The organism is Bacillus sp. JJ1566 (assembly GCF_036962685.1).
Lineage (GTDB): Bacteria > Bacillota > Bacilli > Bacillales > Bacillaceae_L > Ferdinandcohnia.
In genome coordinates this window covers 32,190-50,466 of the sequence record NZ_JBALOP010000014.1, presented here as the reverse complement: position 1 = coordinate 50,466, position 18,277 = coordinate 32,190, and the positions used below count along the sequence as shown (strand labels likewise).

The following is an 18,277-nucleotide window of genomic DNA, read 5'->3' as shown; positions in this document are numbered from 1 at the left end:
TCAAGAAGGATAAAGAGCATCCTTCTGGCCGACTTTTTTATGCTTGTCGGACTTGCACAGGACAAGGAAGGCTTCGCAGCATAAACATCGCACGAAGAAAATGCAATGCATTTTCGAGAAGGTGCTGGCATCGACGTTTGCCACAAGGCGTGGCAGTAGTTAGTCGATGTACCTCTCTTTTTCGTTTTTATGCACATGTGAATAAGTTATTCAATTTTGCATTCCGGGTCAAAAACAATCATGGAGGCAAAGGAAAAAAGAACAATAAACTTGGCACACATTTTGCATATTACATAGTTGAGAAAAACCAAAGGGGAGGATGGAAATGCAGAAACTAAAGATGTTTATAAATGGGGAATGGGTTGATGCCCAAAGTAAAAAGACCCGTTCTATTGTAAATCCTGCTAATGGAAAAATCATTGCAGAAGCAGCAGAAGGAGATGTTGAGGACGCCGGGATTGCTATAGATGTAGCACGACATGCATTTGATTCAGGAATTTGGTCCGATTTATCTGCTGCAGAACGGGCATCCTACCTGTTTAAAATTGCAGATAAACTTGAGGAACGTGCGGATGAGATATCTAAACTTGAAACAGAAGATAATGGAAAACCACTTAGAGAAACCGAATTTGACGTAGCAGACGCAGTTGCCTGTTTTCGCTATTATGCAGGCTTAGCTACAAAGCCAGACGGTCAAACCTACCATGTCGCAGATCCGATGCAAGCTATGGTGGTTCGTGAACCAGTTGGCGTGTGTGGATTAATTGTTCCATGGAACTATCCACTTCTTATGGGAGTGTGGAAAATCGCACCTGCACTTGCTGCGGGAAATACGATTGTATTCAAACCTTCCGAGGTTACCCCAGTAACTTCTATTAAACTATTTGAAATCATTCAAGAGGTTGGTATCCCTGCAGGGGTAGCGAATATGGTAATGGGACCGGGACCAACTGTTGGAAATGAGATTGCTGAAAGCCATAAAGTAGATAAGGTGTCATTTACAGGTGGTACGGCAACGGGCCGAAGTATTATGAAGGCGGCTACCGGTAATATAAAGAAGATTTCATTAGAATTAGGTGGGAAATCACCAAATATTGTATTTGCTGATGCTGACTTTGATACAGCAGTTGATTATGCTCTATTTGGAATTTTCTCCAATGCAGGGCAGGTATGTTCTGCAGGTTCTCGACTACTCCTAGAAGAAAGCATTCATGACAAGTTTATTGATAGGTTAGTAGAAAGAGCAAAGAAAATACGGGTGGGTGCTGGGGATGATCCTAATACCGAAATGGGTTCACTTGTAAGTCAACAGCATATGGAAAAAGTCCTATCGTATATTGAAATTGGCAAACAGGAAGGAGCAAAGCTTGTTTGTGGTGGTAACAGGATTACAACAAACGGTCTAGAAAATGGGTATTTCGTGGAGCCAACTATATTTATTGATACAACACCTGATATGAGAATTGTTCAGGAGGAGATCTTTGGACCTGTTCTGGTTGTCCAGAAATTTAAAGATGAAGCAGAAGCCATTGAACTAGCAAATAACACGGATTATGGGCTTGCTGCTGGGGTGTTTACACAGGATGGTGCAAAAGCACTTCGTGTCATTAAGAAAATTCGCGCAGGGATTACGTGGATTAACACGTATCATCCAACCTACAATGAAGCTCCTTGGGGTGGCTATAAGCAAAGCGGAATTGGGCGTGGGTTAGGAACCTTTGGATTTGAAGAATTTACGGAAGTAAAGCAAATCAATATTAATCTACAGGTTGAACCATCGGGATGGTTCGAACAATAAAACAAAGGAGAGAAAAAATGAGTATAAATACAACGAATAAAGAGTTGGAAAAAAAGGATTATGCAGGAGTTACTGATTATATCAAAAAAGTATTATCTATCATTGAGAAGGATCAAATTACGAAGGAAGAAGCAGCATGGGTAACCCGAGAAACAGTCGATGGTTTTAGGGAACATGTGAATCCTGGGTTTTTAGACTATCGTAAAACGGTAACAAAGGATAAACAGTTTGCTGCCGTTGAATGGTCTGATTCTGGCTCCTGCTTTAAGGATGTAAATGGCAAGGAATATATTGATTGCCTAGGTGGTTTTGGAATCTATAATGTGGGTCACAGAAATCCAAAGGTAGTGAAAGCTGTTACGGACCAATTAAAACGACAGGCACTTCACAGTCAGGATTTACTGGATCCACTGCGTGCAATGCTTGCAAAAATACTAGGTGAAATTACACCTGGTGACTTAAAATATTCCTTCTTTGTTAATAGTGGAACAGAAAGTGTTGAAGCAGCTATTAAGCTAGCAAAAATGCATAGCGACAGAACGACCTTCATTGCAACTACAAGAGCATTCCACGGTAAAAGCCTTGGGTCTCTTTCAGCGACAGCAAAAGGGGTATTCAGGAAACCATTCCTTCCAATGATACAAGGCTTCCGCCATGTACCATTTGGTGACATTGAAACAATGAGAAGAACATTTGAGTCATGTGCTCTAGTAGGTGAAGATGTAAATTCTGTAATCCTTGAGCCTATCCAAGGTGAAGGTGGAGTTATTCTTCCACCAGAAGGGTACCTAAAGCAGGTACGTGAACTTTGCGATGAATTTGGAGCTCTTCTCATTTTTGATGAGGTACAAACAGGAATGGGACGCACAGGTACAATGTTCGCGGCTGAAGGCTATGGTGTGGTGCCCGATATTCTTTGTTTAGCAAAAGCATTTGGTGGAGGTGTGATGCCTGCAGGAGCAGTAGTTGCAACAGAGGAAGTTTTTAAATGCTTATTCCCTAATCCATTCATGCATACAACCACTTTCGGAGGAAATCCATTGGCCTGTGCGGCAGCAATTGCTACAATCGATGTATTGATTGAGGAAAATCTTCCACAGCGTGCGGCCGAGGTCGGAGAATACATGCTTGGAAAGCTAAATGAAGTAGGTAATGAATTCCCTGAGCTGGTATTAGAAATTCGTGGTAAGGGATTGTTAATTGGTGTTGAATTTCATACAGATGAGATTGGCTATGAGGTTTCAAAAGGACTATTCGATAATGGAGTGCTAGTAGCAGGAACCCTTGTTAATTCCAAAACCTTCCGAATTGAACCACCATTAACTATTGGCATTGAAGAAGTAGACCAAGTCATTGCCACTTTTAAACAGGTATTAGAAAATGTAAGTGAAAAATAGATTATAGATGCCCTTGGAGCAAATTCCCTGGGCATTTTTTATTTAAATAGACGTAAAAACCCGATAAGGCTTTTTATGCCTTATCGGGTTTTGCCCTCGCCATCATTTCAACACCCTTTTTAATAATTCACCATAGCTGTCAGGTCGTCGATCTCGATGGAATTGAAGAATATTTCGGGCCTTGGTAATTTCATGAAGATTAATTTCGGACATGATAATTTCATCCTCATTTGTTTCCGCTTCTTTTAGAACGGTCCCCCATGGATTGCTAATAAAACTGCGTCCATAAAATTCCATATGACCTTCCGTGCTATATTCACGCCCCACGCGATTCACGGCGGCTATGAAAATATTATTGTGAATACCATGTGCTCGAATGGCATCTATCCATGTTTGAGACGTATCAAGTTCAGGGTGGTCTGGCTCGGAGCCAATTGCTGAAGGGTAGAAAATAATATCTGCTCCTTTTAACGCTAGGATACGAGAAGGCTCAGGAAACCACTCGTCCCAACAAATGAGTACACCGATGGTTCCGTATTTTGTTTCAAAAACAGGATAACCAGAATCCCCTTCTGTAAAATAGTATTTTTCAATATATTGAGGACCTTCAGGGATATGATGTTTTCGGTATTTTCCTAGATTTGTTCCATCCGCATCAAAAACAACGACAGTATTAAAATAAAGACCATCCATTACATACTCATACAAAGAGGTAATCAGGACGACTTCAAGCTCTTTTGCTAGGTCTTGCATGTGATTGCTCAATGGTCCAGGAATGGGTTCTGCCCAATCATATTTATTGACATCAATTGTTTGCGGAAAATAGGTGCCAGTGAAAAGCTCTTGTGTACATATTACCTGAGCCCCCTGCTTTGCAGCTTTACGGATCAAATCCGTTGCTTTTTCTAGATTAGCTTGCCGATCATCCGAGCAACTATGCTGAATTAATGCGATTTTCATTTTACCTCTATTCATGTGTACACATCCTTTCATTATTTCGTACTAGATTGGTATCTGTTGGGTAATGCAATGGATATTCCCGCCCCCTAGAGCAATTTCTCTCGTATTGACTTGGACTACCTTTCGATCTGGAAAAAGGGTTTCAAATTGACGAAACGCAATTGAATCATATGGATCCCCAAACCCAGGAATAACGATACCCCCATTGCATAAATAACTATTTATATAAGTACAAGCAAGTTTCGTACCTGGCTTCCGACCATAACTATGACGTGCTATATCAATTCCTTCGCTTTCCTTATCTGTTATTTCAATTTGCGTGGGGATTTGAATCTTATGAATCTTAAACATCCTCCCTTTCGCGTCACAGGCATCTTTTAATTGGTTATAGCATTCAGACAAAATATCATATTGTGGATCGGATTTATCATCAGTCCAACTCATGGCAACTTCACCAGGGCGTACGAAAAAAACAACCTCATCGACATGCCCATCGGTTTCATCAAAAAGCATTCCATTTTTTAGCCAAATAATCGTATCCACATGTAAATATTCTTTTAAACGATACTCAATTTCATCTTTAGATAAATGAGGATTTCGATTTTTATTTAATAGACATTGTTCAGTTGTAATAAGGGTGCCTTCTCCATCGACAGTAATGGCTCCACCTTCGAGGATAAAATCCTGAGCATCATAGCGATTGATTTGGTCAATTTCCAACACCTTTTGTTTGACTAGGTTATCTAAATTCCATGGAAAATAAAGACCGTTTTCAAGCCCACCCCATGCATTAAAGCCCCAGTCAATTCCGCGGACTTCACCCTCCTCATTTTTTACATAGGTAGGTCCAATATCCCTCATCCATGCGTCATTAGAGGAAATCTCAACGACACGGATGGAGCGGGGGAGTATTTCTCGTACATGCTCATATTGGTTTGCAGAAACACCTATGGTAACAGGTTCAAATTTAGAAATTGCCATTGCAACCTCTGCAAAGGCTTTTTGAGCAGGCTTCGCACCTAATCGCCAGGTGTCAGTTCTCTCAGGCCAAAGCATCCAAGTTCCCTTATGGGGCTCGAATTCTCCTGGCATTCTAAAGCCATCACGGCGGGGGGTGCCAGTTAATTTTTCAACCATACTACTTCCTCCAGTAATCGTGTGTTTGCTTATTTTTTTCAAATAATCTCCTCCCATCGAAATCATCATTCTTGAATAGTGCAAAATTCATACCAATTTGTCTAATTCAATAGGATGAGAGTAAAAAACAGGTGGCTATGAGTAAATGAATAAACTATGCATAAATGAATAATCAATCGATTCATTGAATACGGATTAGTTACCAGTAAACAAGTAAAAAGGAAATGCGATTTGGCACATTATTTGCAACAAAACTACTAAATAAATCATTGAAGAGAGGAGGTGAATAAGTGGAGTATGATGAAATCATTACTAGCCCCTACCATGGAACAATAAAAAAGATCAAAATAAAGGAAAAAGATAAAGTAGCTGAATGGGAGCCACTTTTTATCATTCAAACCCTTTATGGTGAGGATAAGACAATCGCGGTGGGGATTAGAGGGAGTGTACAATCAATCGAAGTCCAAGAAGGAGATGAAGTAATACCTGGTATGGTTCTTACTTATGTAAAAGACGATTCATTCATCCCACATTAAAATGCAGTAAAACCTCAATCATTGAAATTTCACTGTACTTTAGGAGAAGATTCTGTCTTCTCTTTTTTATCATTTAGATTTATCTAAAAATTCTATATAATTAGTGATATAATAGAGCCATATGGAAAAGGGGGATAGTAGTTCATGTTTTCAGTTGATCCAAAAATGATAAAACCTTTAGTAGTAACTGATATCGAATCACTTGAAAAAGAACGTGAGGTAATACATTTTCGCAATACTCAAGAACCCTACCTTTTTATAAGAAAGCAACAAAGAATCATCGGATATGTCCCTATGAAGGTATTTTCAGCTAAAGGTGGAGAGGTTATAGGAGTAACAGCAGAAAAAATTAAGAACAAACTAATTCCTATTGAGAAAGTCTCACAGTTTAGTAAGAATGTTTCCCTCCCTCTCATCTTTCAAATTATTGGTGAGCCCTTTGCTTTGGTGAAGGATGATGCTGGAGAGTTAAGTGGATACATACCGAGAGAAGAACTATTAGCTGAAATGTTTCGACAAGGCAATCAGAATATTGATTTATTAAAGGTTATATTAACCTCGATTCCAATGGGGATATTTATTGTAGATCGTGACAGAAATATTGTTTCCTACAATGAATCAGCTTTAGAAATGATAAAAATGACTCCAGAAAAAGTACTACAAACACCCGCAGAGAATATCTTCGCAAAAGAACATATCAACAGCGTATTTCGCACAGGATCCACAGTATTAAATCAGCTTCACATCACGACAACTATGAGTGTTTTAGTTGATTACAGTCCAATCTATACTCCAGAGAAACAGGTCGATGGGATGGTCATCATTGTACAGGACCTTCCAATGGTTGAAGAAATGGCAAATGAAATTGAATACATAAAGGATTTAAATCATGATATGCATGCAATTCTCTCTAGTGTTTATGACGAAATACTAGTAGTAAATGCAGAGGGAGAATTGATTCGTTTTAGTGATACAGAAATCTCACAGTTTTGGGGCGTAGACTTAAAAAGCCTGCTAGGAAAAAACATTATTGAACTTGAACAAAAAGGTTTATTTACACCCTCGGTTACGAGATTAGTCCTGGAACAAAAGAAAAAAGTTTCTGTCGTTCAAGAGACGAAAGCCGGGAAACGGATTCTTGCAGTTGGAAAACCGATATTTAATGATAACGGTGAGCTTATTCGAATCATTATTGCATCTCGAGATATTACAGAAACGACAAAACTTAAGAACGAACTTCGTCATATGAAGGAAGTTTCGGATCAGTATAAACGTGAACTAGATGATATGAAAACAAAGGATTTATTCTATAAAAAACTAATATATTGTAGTCCCAAAATGGAAGAAATCATGACCCAGGTAAAAAAGATTGCCGCTTTTTCCTCAACGGTCTTAATAAACGGAGAATCAGGTGTTGGGAAAGAGGTAATTGCCCAAGCTATTCACCAGCTAGGTAAACGCTCGAACAAACCTTTCCTTAAGCTCAATTGTGGCGCAATCCCGGAAAACCTTCTTGAAAGTGAGTTGTTCGGCTATAGCAGGGGGGCTTTTACAGGAGCAGATAAGAATGGAAAGGAAGGATATTTTAAGCAAGCGAATGGTGGTGTCCTATTTCTTGATGAAATAGGTGAAATGCCATTACATTTACAAGTTAAACTACTACGGGTACTTCAAGAGCAAGAGGTCATTCCAATTGGAAGCACGAAACCAATCAAAGTGGATGTACAAATTGTTGCAGCTACTAATAAAAACCTTGAAAAAATGGTAGAAAACCGTGAATTTCGGGAGGATTTATTTTATCGGTTAAATGTGATTCCGATTCATATTCCTCCACTGAGAGAAAGACCAGAGGATATCCCGTTACTTGCCTTTCATTTCGTGCAACAAATGAATGAGCGATACGATAAGAACTATCATTTAACTCCTGATGCTTTAAATCTATTAGAGGTTCATTCGTGGCCGGGAAATATTAGAGAGCTTCAAAATATGATTGAGCGGCTTGTTGTTTCAGCTGATGATGAGGCGATTGATGCTGAGTTTGTGAATCGATACCTTGTTCTTGGGAAGGACATGAAAAGCTCAAAGCCAATTGTAACGAAAATTTTACCACTTCAGCAAGCATTAGAGTCGGTGGAGGAGCAACTGATTTTACTCGCGATAAAGCAATACAAAACAACCACTAAAGCCGCAAAAGCACTGGGGATAAGCCAATCCTCTGTGAGCAGGAAATATCAAAAAATTTTAGCTGAACAGCATGTCAACATAGAAAATGTGTATTAAACAAAAAAACTATTGGTTCCTTTACGGAATCAATAGTTTTTTGTTTTTTAAAATTGGCATAGATTTTGCAATAAATAAAATTACACAAAGACAAGAAAGGATGATGTAAGATGGGTTACGCTTCAATCAGAACAAATTTACCTGGAAATAGATCAAGAGAATTATTAGAACGGAGAGAGCAGGCTGTACCAAAGGGAGTAAGCTTTGGGGCACCGCTATTTGCTCAGTCAGCTGAAGGTGCTCTAATCAAGGATGTCGATGGGAACACTTTTATTGATTTCGTTGGCGCCATTGGAACAATTAATGTAGGACATTGTCATCCTAAGGTAAAGCAGGCTCTTCACGAACAGGTTGACCAATTCATTCATACAGGATTTAATATCATGATGTATGAGGCGTATATCGAGCTTGCTGAAAGGCTTGCTCGCATTGCTCCAGGAAAACATGAAAAAAAGGTGCTACTTCAAAATAGTGGTGCGGAAGCCGTCGAAAATGCAGTTAAGATTGCGCGAAAATATACAAAAAGACAAGGTATTGTTTCATTTTCAAAGGGCTTCCACGGCAGAACCTTATTAACTATGACAATGACGAGTAAGGTTAAGCCTTATAAATATGAATTTGGTCCATTTGCACCCGAAATTTATAAGGCCCCATATCCTTACCATTATCGTAGACCACAAGGATTTACAATTGAACAGTATGAGGAATACATGGTAGAGGAATTTCGAAACTTCCTAATTACCGAAGTAGCTCCAGAAACAATTGCTGCTGTCGTCATGGAGCCAGTCCAGGGGGAAGGTGGCTTTATCATACCTGGTAAACGTTTCGTTCAAGGAGTCTATCAAGCTTGCAAAGAATATGGGATCCTTTTTATAGCCGATGAAATTCAAACAGGATTCGCAAGGACAGGATGTTATTTTGCGATTGAACATTTCGATGTCGTTCCTGATCTCATTACCGTTTCGAAATCCTTAGGTGCAGGTGTACCTATTAGCGGGGTAATTGGCCGGAAGGATATTATGGACCAATCAGAACCAGGTGAATTAGGAGGTACATATAGTGGAAGTCCACTTGGATGCAGGGCAGCCTTAGCGGTTCTTGATATTATGGAAGAAGAGAAACTTAATGAAAAGGCAAAAAGAATTGGAAAAAGGGTAATGGATAAGTTTGAACAGTTGTATGATAAATATGAGTGCATTGGTGATATTCGTGGAATTGGTGCTATGTGTGCCATGGAGATTGTAGAGGACCGAACGACCAAAACTCCTTCTAAGAAACTAACAAATGAAATTATCCAGGAAGCCAACAAACGCGGACTCCTTTTACTAAGTGCAGGAGTTTACGGGAATGTTATACGTCTCCTAATGCCAATTGTAATCACCGATGAACAACTAGATGAAGGACTGGAAATCTTAAAACAATCGATCGAAACAGTTGAGAAGAGCAGTAAGATCTTAATGAATTAGAATGGAAGATTAAAAGGGAGGTATTTTAGTTGTCAACATATTTTATGTATATTAATGGGGAACAGGTAGATAGTGACTCGAAGGAAATCATTGAGGTAATCAACCCAGCTACAAATAAGGTGTTTGCTTCCGTGCCGAAGGGTGGAATGGCCGAAGCAAGAAGAGCGGTAGATGCTGCTCATGCTGCTTTTAAAGAATGGTCGAAAAAAACAGCCGGGGAACGTGGACAGTTACTCATGAATTGGTTTCGTTTGATTGATGAACATAAAGAAGAGCTAGGTCGATTAATGACAAAGGAGCAAGGAAAGCCATTAAAGGAGGCGGTTGGTGAAATTGCCTATGCAAACAGCTTTATTTCTTGGTATGCGGAGGAAGGAAAAAGAATCTATGGTGAAACGATTCCAGCATCCCATCCTAATAAGCGAATTTTAGTAAACAAACAACCAGTAGGAGTTATTGCAGCGATCACTCCTTGGAATTTCCCAGCTGCCATGATTACTCGAAAGGTTGCGCCTGCGCTTGCGGCAGGTTGTACAGCTGTCGTAAAACCGGCTTCACAAACCCCACTAACTGCAATAAGACTTGCCGAGCTCGCTGGTGAGGCTGGTATTCCTGCTGGTGTCATTAATGTCGTAACAGGAAATGCACGTGCAATTGGCGATGCATGGTTAGAGGATGAACGTGTTCGAAAAATAACATTTACAGGTTCAACAGAAATTGGAAAGGTGTTAATGAAGGGGGCAGCTAACACAGTCAAGAAAATTTCCCTTGAGCTTGGAGGGCACGCTCCTTTTATTATTATGGACGATGCGGACCTCGACAAGGCAGTTGAAGGTGTGATTGGATCAAAATTTAGAAATGCCGGTCAAACCTGCATTTGTACAAATCGGATATATGTTCACGAGTCTATCTTGGAAGCCTTTCAAGAAAAATTCCAAAATGCCGTTGCCAATCTCAAGGTAGGGAATGGTCTTGAGGAAGGTGTGGACATTGGACCATTAATAGATGAAGTAGCTCTTGAAAAGGTAACCGAACATATTGAGGATGCCGTCTCAAAAGGGGCAACGGTTCTATATGGAGGAAAAAGAATGTACGACAGTGAAGGGTATTACCATGAACCAACAGTTCTAGTAAATGTGTCAGATAACATGATTTGCATGCAAGAGGAAACATTTGGCCCGTTGGCTCCGATCACAACTTTTAAAACGGAAGAAGAGGCTATTGAAAGAGCGAACAACTCACCCTATGGATTGGCGGCTTATGTCTTTACTGAAAATATTGGAAAAGCTATACGAATAAGTGAGCAGCTCGAATATGGGATTGTTGGTTTAAATGACGGGCTGCCATCAGTAGCTCAAGCCCCATTTGGAGGTTTTAAAGAAAGCGGACTTGGAAGAGAAGGTGGGCATTTCGGAATTGATGAATATATTGAAATAAAATACATTTCAATTGCATTTTAACTTTTTTCAGCAAAAGTTTATAGTGGTGGATGTATGCGATAAGAATTTTTGATACAGTATAGTTCAACACTCGGCTGAATAAAGTTAAAGCCTCCAGCGGATGCCACGATTTTTCAGAGGAAATTTTTCTCAGCGTAAGATCAAAGACTAAAAACGCCACATCCTGTGGCAACGTCTTTGTGACCCACATCCTGTGGGCCTAAAATCGGGCGCAAATGTGCAAGGCGTATTTGATAGGAAGACCGTTATAAAGAACTGCCCCATTCATATAAGAATAGGGCAGTTTTTTGGGGTAAAATTGGAGTAGTACATGAAAAACATTTGCAAAAATCACACCCCCCGTTCCACCCTAAAGATTGCGTGATGCAGCATTTCAATCATAAGCTCCATTTCCTCTTTGTTAATACAAAGCGGGGGTGCAAAGACAAGGGTGTCCATTCCGTCAAATACAACGGATCTGCAGATTAAGCCGATTTTTGCCGCCTCATTCACGATTCTTGGTGCAAGTGGTCCTTTTACATGCTGTGGCGTATTGATTTCAACAGCTCCCATGAGTCCTAATGCACGAACGTGACTGACGAGACTGCTTTCTCCTTGAATCCACGAAAAGCCATCGAGCATTTTTGCCCCCATTTTTGCGGAATTCTCGATTAACCCTTCATTTTCAACAATCTCAATATTTTTCAGCGCAACTGCGCATGCCATTGGGTGGCCGCTATACGTATATCCGTGTAAAAGTGTTCCGCTTGAAAGCTCTTTTAAATCCTCAAAAATAGTCTCGGAAAGAACAACTCCACCTAATTGGGCGTATCCACTTGTAACTCCTTTAGCAAAGCACATCATGTCAGGCGCCTCACCGTAGTGATCAACCCCGAAGTATTTCCCTGTCCGACCAAATCCGGTTATCACTTCATCGGTAATCCATAAAATATTGTATTCATCGCAAATGTCACGAACCTCTTTAAAATAGCCATCTGGTGCGATATGTACACCGCCTGCCCCTTGAACGGGCTCCGCAACAAATGCCGCTATTGTTTCCGGTCCCTCTGCCTCAATCGTTCTTCGCAAATCTTCGGCTGATAAATTATCCGTATAATAAAAATCAGGGGCTAATGAATTCGTAAAATCGCGGAATGGCTTCAATCCAGTAGCACTCGTTGAGCCCATCGCAACCCCATGATAGGACCTCTTGCGAGAGAGGATTTTCTTTTTCTCAGGCATCCCCCGTAAAATCCAATAATGCCGCGCTAATTTATATGCGGTATCATTTGCCTCGGAGCCACCTGATGTAAAGAAGGTGGTCGATAAACTTCCTGGTGAAATGTCTGCGAGCTTTGCAGCTAAGCGAATTGCGGGCTCATTGCTAAACGTTGCAAAGCAAGAGCTAAATGCGAGCTTGTTCATTTGCTCCATTGCCGCTTGACCCAATTCCCTCCGACCGTGTCCAATATTCACGTTCCATAAGGAGGACATGCCATCAAGCACTCGCTTCCCATTCACATCCTCAAGAAAAACACCTTCTCCTTTTGTAAAAATAAATGCAGGACCGAGATCTTGCTGTTGCTGAATCGGTGAGGTTGGATGTAAAAAATGTTTCTGGTCAAGCTCCATTAATTCCTGGCGAACCATCAATTTTTCATTCATTCAACTTCCTCCTTCCTTCATTAACCGTAACTAAAATATATGCGTAAAGTTCAAGCTTTCGAACTAGGAATCAGAAATAAAACTAGTCCGAGCTGCTTTTATTACACTGTTGTTAATTAAAAAATTAAAATCGTAATTATGTTTTAACTCTCCTGTAACACGGATGAAATATATTTTGAGTATGATAAGAGTAGTAATTGACCCCCTTTTTATAAAATAGATTTTTTTGGGCACGGGTACATCCCCTGTGCCCCCTTTTTTTGCCCACTTATACTCCAAAGGTACAAACCTTCAATAAAAATCAACATGAAAATCTTGTTCGTTGTGACTACCCGTTAGAAATAGTATAATAATAACCATAAGATTGCTTACAAACGGTTATCTATATTCAGTCGGTTTTAAAGACCCGACTGAATATAGATAGCGCCTCCGGCGGATGCCACAGATTTTCAAAAGATCAAAGATTAACAACGCCACATCCTGTGGCAACGTCTTCGTGACCCACGTCCTGTGGGCCTAAAATCTGGGCCAAAATACGCCAAGGCGCATTTGATTTTGTGGTTATGACCGACTTGGGGTGAAAGATAGTGCAAAGAGTAACAAATTGCGTAGTACGCAAAGAAAATAAAGTATTGCTTTTACAAAAGCCAAGACGCGGATGGTGGGTTGCTCCTGGAGGAAAAATGGAGCCAGGCGAATCAATTCGCGATTCTTGTATTCGTGAATACCGCGAGGAAACGGGATTGTATTTAAAAAATCCGGATATTAAAGGGATTTTTACATTTATCATTAAAGAAGGCGACAAAGTAACTTCGGAATGGATGATGTTTTCTTTTTTAGCTAATGAGTTTGAAGGAGAAAATGTTGATGAGTCCGAAGAGGGAATCCTAAAATGGCAAGATATTAAGGACATACCTAATCTGCCGATGGCCCCTGGTGATTATCATATTTTGGATTACGTACTTAAAGGTTCTGGGGTTATTTATGGAACATTTACATATACACCAGATTTTCAATTACTTTCATACAGATTAGACCCAAGCTAACTTTATTCAGTCGAGGTTCAAATTTCGACTGAATAAAGTTAGAGCCTCCGGCGGATGCCACAGATTTTCAAAGGAAGTTTTTCGCTCGATCGCGAAAAAATCTGGGCGCAAATACGCCAAGGCGCATTTGATTAAAGGGAGGCAATATAATGAGTGTTGGTTCAACAAGTGAAATACAATTAGTGATTATCACTGGCATGTCAGGTGCCGGAAAAACAGTGGCCATTCAAAGCTTTGAGGATTTAGGTTATTTTTGCGTAGATAATCTACCTCCAACTTTGCTTCCGAAATTCTTAGAGTTAATGAAGGAATCTGGCGGAAAAATGGATAAAGTTGCTCTTGTCATGGACCTACGCGGACGTGAATTTTTCGATAGCTTATTTGCATCCCTTGATGATCTCTCAGAGGTTTCATGGATTGCGCCGCAAATCTTATTCCTGGAAGCAAAGGATACGACGCTTGTTACACGCTATAAGGAAACAAGACGTTCACACCCACTTGCTCCAACTGGTTCACCACTTGAAGGAATCCAGGCCGAGCGGGAAATCCTTGAGGAAATGAAGGGGAGAGCCCAATATATTTTTGACACTTCGGATTTGAAGCCGAGGGAACTACGAGAGAAAATTTTAAAGCAGTTTGCATCACAATCAAGACCTACATTTTCAGTCAATGTGATGTCGTTTGGTTTTAAATATGGCATCCCGATTGATGCTGACCTTGTGTTTGATGTGCGCTTTCTCCCAAATCCACATTACATCGAGGCAATGAGACCGAGGACTGGGCTTGATGAGGATGTATCAAGCTATGTTCTTAAATGGACGGAAACTCAGAAGTTTATTGAAAAAGTAACCGACTTACTTGCATTTATGCTTCCGCAATACAAGCGGGAAGGAAAAAGCCAGCTTGTAATTGCCATTGGTTGTACAGGCGGACAGCACCGTTCTGTTACACTTGCTGAATATATCGCAAATCATTTCAAGAATGACTACCAAACCCATGTTTCTCACCGTGATATTGAGAGGAGAAAGGAACAAAAGTAATGACCAATCCAAAACAGCCAAAGATTGTCATCATTGGTGGGGGAACTGGCCTTTCCGTACTTTTACGAGGGTTAAAATATCAACCTGTTGATATTACAGCAATTGTAACGGTTGCGGATGATGGGGGATCATCTGGTCGACTTCGCGATGAGATGGATATTCCACCACCCGGTGATATTCGAAATGTATTAGCTGCGTTATCAGATGTAGAGCCTTTGATTGAGGATTTGTTCCAGCATCGGTTTGCAGGTGGAAATGGCTTATCCGGTCATTCACTTGGAAACTTGATCCTTGCGGCAATGACAACGATAACGGGCGATTTTGTACACGCAGTTGGTGAAATGAGTAAGGTCCTAAAAGTTAGAGGAAAAGTGCTTCCAGCCGCTAATAAAAGTGTCGTTTTAAATGCTGAAATGGAGGATGGCACAGTTGTTACAGGTGAGTCCAAGATTCCATTACCTGGTAAAAAGATCAAGCGTGTTTTTTTAACACCGGATGATATTGAACCATTAAACGAATCGATTGAAAAAATCCGCCAGGCCGATATGATTGTCATTGGTCCCGGAAGCCTCTACACAAGCATTTTACCAAATTTGCTTGTACCCAAAATTGGCGATGAAGTTGTCAAGGCGAAAGCGAAAAAGGTCTATATTTGCAACGTGATGACTCAGGCCGGAGAAACCTTGAATTATACAGCAAGCGACCATGTGCAGGCCCTAAATGATCATATGGGCTTGAAGTTTATTGATACCATTCTGGTCAATGATGGTGATATTCCAGAGCACATCAAGGAAAAATATGCAAAAGAACTGGCTAAGCCTGTTGTGTATGATTTAGAAAGGCTTTCTACTTTAGGATTATCCATCATTAATGGTAAAATTATTGCATACGACAACGATGTGATCAGGCATGACACAACAAAAGTGGCAAATCTATTATATAATATGCTTGTAGAAGATAATAAAGGGTGATTTAATAAATCACCCTTACGATTAAAAGGAGGGTGGAACCTGTGTCATTTGCATCAGAGACGAAAAAAGAACTGACAAACCTAGACATCAAAGATTGCTGCGCAAAAGCTGAGCTTTCCGCTTTGATCCGAATGAATGGCGCACTTTCCTTCTCCAACCAAAAAGTAGTGGTTGATATTCAAACCGAAAACGCCGCTATCGCGAGAAGAATTTATACATTGCTAAAAAAATGCTATAATGTTGCTGTTGAGCTCCTCGTTCGTAAAAAAATGAGACTCAAGAAGAACAATGTATATATTGTTCGACTTATCGAGGACGCAAAGGATATTTTAGAAGATTTAAAGATTTTTGAAGGTTTTACCCTACAACAAGAAATCTCTCCGACCCTCGTTGCGAAGAAATGCTGCAAACGCTCCTATTTACGTGGGGCTTTTTTAGCAGGAGGCTCAGTAAATAACCCTGAAACATCCTCGTACCATCTTGAGATTTTTTCATTATATAAAGAACATAATGATTCTCTTTGTGAATTAATGAACGTTTTTGATCTCAATGCTAAAACATTAGAACGAAAAAAAGGCTTTATTACGTATTTGAAAGAAGCAGAAAAAATCACAGAATTCCTAAATGTCATCGGTGCTCACCAGGCATTACTCCGATTTGAGGATGTACGCATTATTCGAGACATGCGAAATTCAGTGAACCGTCTTGTGAACTGTGAAACGGCAAACTTAAATAAAACAATCGGTGCAGCCATTCGTCAAGTGGAAAATATCCGATACATTGATGAAACAGTCGGCCTTGGCATTTTACCTGATAAGTTAAGGGAAATTGCTGAACTCCGTGTTGCCTACCAGGATGTCACGCTAAAAGAGTTAGGTGATATGGTTACATCCGGAAAAATCAGCAAATCAGGAATTAACCACAGGCTTCGAAAAATTGATGAAATTGCCGACAAGCTACGTGCAGGTCAATTCATTAAGTGAGCGCTTAGTTCACTTTCAAAAAAATAAAGCGCTATCATTTTGAAACCTTTTGGGTAAGTTCTACGTATGAATAGAAATCTACAATAAAAAATCGTACAACTTTAGATTATTTTTACACAAATTTGAGGAGGAAGAAAAAATGGTTGAAAGACATGTTGAGGTTACATTAAGGACGGGATTACAAGCACGCCCTGCCGCAATGTTTGTCCAGGAAGCAAATAAATTTTCTGCGGACATCTTTTTAGAAAAGGATGGGAAAAAGGTAAACGCAAAAAGCATCATGGGCTTAATGAGTTTAGCAGTTGGAACTGGCGCAACAGTGACCTTAATTGCAGATGGAAACGATGAAGAAGCTGCGGTTGAAGCATTAACTGAATTTGTTCAAAAAGAAGCATAAAGTGAAACTTCAATCAGTAGGGGGCTTCATCCCCTACTGATTGTTAGTTGCAATTGGGCTTTTACTGGCATCAAACCTTTGTTACTGCCCGTTAATACGGGATAAAAAAATCCTCTCACGATATGATGTGAGAGGACTTTTTTCATTCTTATTTATTGTTATCTTGTGGGTACATAACCTTGTCGATTAATCCGTACTCCATTGCTCTTTCAGCTGTCATGAAGTTATCACGATCTGTGTCTCTTTGAAGTACTTCTAAAGGTTGACCCGTACGCTCTGATAAAATTTGGTTTAGCTTTTCGCGTAAGAAAAGAATACGTTTCGCTGCGATTTCAATTTCAGTTGCTTGCCCTTGAGCTCCACCAAGTGGTTGGTGAATCATTACTTCACTGTTTGGAAGCGCAAAACGCTTGCCTTTTTCACCAGCTGCAAGTAAGAAAGCACCCATAGATGCAGCCATACCGATACAAATTGTGGAAACCTTTGGCTTGATGAACTGCATAGTATCATAGATCGCCATACCAGCTGTGATTGAACCACCTGGACTATTGATGTATAAAGAAATATCTTTTTCAGGATCCTCAGCTGCTAAGAATAATAACTGAGACACAATTGAGTTTGCAACATTATCATCAATGGCACTTCCAAGCATGATAATACGGTCTTTTAATAAACGTGAATAGATGTCATAGGCGCGCTCTCCACGGTTTGTTTGCTCAATAACTGTAGGGATTAAATTCATTTAACTTCCTCCTTTAAAACAAAATTAAAAGCTTTAATTATGTATTTCCATAATACAATTATGGTCAGTAAAGGTCAAACATTTCGCTTTACTTAATTATTCTATTCTACAAACTATTATCACATTCCTTTTCAGGCACGGAAAAAAACAAAATTTCATACGTATTCCATCATACCCGATTTGGAGTGTTTTAAACATTCATCTTGCAATAAAAAGCTTTATATCCTATAATGATGAGTGCAATTCTTTTAAAAGACATGCCCTCGTAGTGTAGTGGATAGCACAAGAGATTCCGGTTCTCTTATCGTGGGTTCGAATCCTGCCGAGGGCGCTACTAAAAACTGACTAGAGAGTTATCTCTGGTCAGTTTTTTTGTCTGTGGTATTCGTACTCACTTTAGCTCAAAATCGAACAAAAAGG

General features: G+C 40.0%; 15 protein-coding genes and 1 tRNA gene. 12 read left to right on the top strand and 4 right to left on the bottom strand.

The genetic code is table 11. The features are described from left to right. Window positions 1-325: 325 nt before the first annotated feature. Window positions 326-1,798 (top strand): aldehyde dehydrogenase family protein, encoded by a 1,473-nt coding sequence (locus tag V7112_RS07150; RefSeq protein ID WP_335417164.1) that lies wholly within the window; start codon window positions 326-328, stop codon window positions 1,796-1,798. A gap of 17 nt (window positions 1,799-1,815) precedes the next feature. Next, window positions 1,816-3,195, top strand: coding sequence for a putrescine aminotransferase (locus V7112_RS07145; RefSeq protein ID WP_335417162.1), 1,380 nt, complete (start codon window positions 1,816-1,818; stop codon window positions 3,193-3,195). Window positions 3,196-3,297: 102 nt separating this feature from the next. Here the strand turns inward: V7112_RS07145 and V7112_RS07140 are convergent, their stop codons facing one another. Both V7112_RS07140 and aguA read right to left on the bottom strand, forming a co-directional pair. Further along, window positions 3,298-4,170, bottom strand: coding sequence for a carbon-nitrogen hydrolase (locus tag V7112_RS07140; protein WP_335417160.1), 873 nt, complete (start codon window positions 4,168-4,170; stop codon window positions 3,298-3,300). Between the two features lie 27 nt (window positions 4,171-4,197). Next, a complete protein-coding gene (gene aguA, locus V7112_RS07135) occupies window positions 4,198-5,292 on the bottom strand; it encodes an agmatine deiminase (protein ID WP_335417252.1) in 1,095 nt (364 codons plus the stop codon). Window positions 5,293-5,582: 290 nt separating this feature from the next. On the opposite strand from aguA, the gene V7112_RS07130 reads away from it, so the two are divergent. The 4 genes from V7112_RS07130 to V7112_RS07115 all read left to right on the top strand — a co-directional run bounded on the left by V7112_RS07130 (window position 5,583) and on the right by V7112_RS07115 (window position 11,034). Next, on the top strand, window positions 5,583-5,828 hold the full coding sequence (locus V7112_RS07130) for a hypothetical protein (RefSeq protein ID WP_335417159.1): 246 nt from the start codon (window positions 5,583-5,585) through the stop codon (window positions 5,826-5,828). A gap of 144 nt (window positions 5,829-5,972) precedes the next feature. Next, entirely contained in the window at window positions 5,973-8,108 is a 2,136-nt protein-coding gene (locus tag V7112_RS07125) for a sigma 54-interacting transcriptional regulator (protein ID WP_335417157.1), read from the top strand. Between the two features lie 110 nt (window positions 8,109-8,218). Further along, on the top strand, window positions 8,219-9,574 hold the full coding sequence (gene gabT / locus V7112_RS07120; RefSeq protein WP_335417155.1) for a 4-aminobutyrate--2-oxoglutarate transaminase: 1,356 nt from the start codon (window positions 8,219-8,221) through the stop codon (window positions 9,572-9,574). A gap of 44 nt (window positions 9,575-9,618) precedes the next feature. After that, window positions 9,619-11,034, top strand: a complete 1,416-nt coding sequence (locus V7112_RS07115) for an NAD-dependent succinate-semialdehyde dehydrogenase (RefSeq protein WP_335417249.1) — start codon at window positions 9,619-9,621, stop codon at window positions 11,032-11,034. Between the two features lie 330 nt (window positions 11,035-11,364). On the opposite strand, the gene V7112_RS07110 is transcribed toward V7112_RS07115, so the two are convergent. Beyond that, window positions 11,365-12,678 (bottom strand): aminotransferase family protein, encoded by a 1,314-nt coding sequence (locus tag V7112_RS07110; protein WP_335417153.1) that lies wholly within the window; start codon window positions 12,676-12,678, stop codon window positions 11,365-11,367. A gap of 587 nt (window positions 12,679-13,265) precedes the next feature. Here V7112_RS07110 and V7112_RS07105 point away from each other — a divergent pair. From V7112_RS07105 to V7112_RS07085, 5 genes are all read left to right on the top strand, one after another. Continuing rightward, the gene (locus V7112_RS07105; RefSeq protein WP_335417151.1) at window positions 13,266-13,724 is read left to right on the top strand and encodes an NUDIX hydrolase; all 459 of its coding nucleotides are present in this window, start codon (window positions 13,266-13,268) and stop codon (window positions 13,722-13,724) included. Window positions 13,725-13,873: 149 nt separating this feature from the next. Continuing rightward, entirely contained in the window at window positions 13,874-14,764 is an 891-nt protein-coding gene (gene rapZ / locus V7112_RS07100) for an RNase adapter RapZ (protein WP_335417149.1), read from the top strand. Beyond that, window positions 14,764-15,735: a gluconeogenesis factor YvcK family protein gene (locus V7112_RS07095; protein WP_335417146.1), complete on the top strand. Its 972-nt coding sequence runs from the start codon at window positions 14,764-14,766 to the stop codon at window positions 15,733-15,735. The genes rapZ and V7112_RS07095 overlap by 1 nt, the downstream gene beginning before the upstream one ends. A 41-nt stretch (window positions 15,736-15,776) precedes the next feature. Continuing rightward, complete coding sequence (whiA, locus tag V7112_RS07090; RefSeq protein ID WP_335417145.1) at window positions 15,777-16,718, top strand: DNA-binding protein WhiA; 942 nt, start codon at window positions 15,777-15,779, stop codon at window positions 16,716-16,718. 139 nt (window positions 16,719-16,857) lie between these two features. Next, window positions 16,858-17,115, top strand: coding sequence for an HPr family phosphocarrier protein (locus tag V7112_RS07085; protein ID WP_335417143.1), 258 nt, complete (start codon window positions 16,858-16,860; stop codon window positions 17,113-17,115). A 148-nt stretch (window positions 17,116-17,263) separates the two neighbouring features. On the opposite strand, the gene clpP is transcribed toward V7112_RS07085, so the two are convergent. After that, entirely contained in the window at window positions 17,264-17,857 is a 594-nt protein-coding gene (gene clpP, locus V7112_RS07080) for an ATP-dependent Clp endopeptidase proteolytic subunit ClpP (RefSeq protein ID WP_116353406.1), read from the bottom strand. Window positions 17,858-18,116: 259 nt separating this feature from the next. Between clpP and V7112_RS07075 the strand changes: the two genes are divergently transcribed. After that, window positions 18,117-18,188, top strand: a tRNA-Arg gene (locus V7112_RS07075). The last annotated feature ends 89 nt before the right edge of the window (window positions 18,189-18,277 follow it).

Coding starts and splice junctions, on each gene's coding strand:
- V7112_RS07150 (WP_335417164.1), top strand. CDS start 326: ATGCAGAAACTAAAGATGTTTATAAATGGGGAATGGGTTGATGCCCAA.
- V7112_RS07145 (WP_335417162.1), top strand. CDS start 1,816: ATGAGTATAAATACAACGAATAAAGAGTTGGAAAAAAAGGATTATGCA.
- V7112_RS07140 (WP_335417160.1), bottom strand. CDS start 4,170: ATGAATAGAGGTAAAATGAAAATCGCATTAATTCAGCATAGTTGCTCG.
- aguA (WP_335417252.1), bottom strand. CDS start 5,292: ATGGTTGAAAAATTAACTGGCACCCCCCGCCGTGATGGCTTTAGAATG.
- V7112_RS07125 (WP_335417157.1), top strand. CDS start 5,973: ATGTTTTCAGTTGATCCAAAAATGATAAAACCTTTAGTAGTAACTGAT.
- gabT (WP_335417155.1), top strand. CDS start 8,219: ATGGGTTACGCTTCAATCAGAACAAATTTACCTGGAAATAGATCAAGA.
- V7112_RS07115 (WP_335417249.1), top strand. CDS start 9,619: ATGTATATTAATGGGGAACAGGTAGATAGTGACTCGAAGGAAATCATT.
- V7112_RS07110 (WP_335417153.1), bottom strand. CDS start 12,678: ATGAATGAAAAATTGATGGTTCGCCAGGAATTAATGGAGCTTGACCAG.
- rapZ (WP_335417149.1), top strand. CDS start 13,874: ATGAGTGTTGGTTCAACAAGTGAAATACAATTAGTGATTATCACTGGC.
- V7112_RS07095 (WP_335417146.1), top strand. CDS start 14,764: ATGACCAATCCAAAACAGCCAAAGATTGTCATCATTGGTGGGGGAACT.
- V7112_RS07085 (WP_335417143.1), top strand. CDS start 16,858: ATGGTTGAAAGACATGTTGAGGTTACATTAAGGACGGGATTACAAGCA.
- clpP (WP_116353406.1), bottom strand. CDS start 17,857: ATGAATTTAATCCCTACAGTTATTGAGCAAACAAACCGTGGAGAGCGC.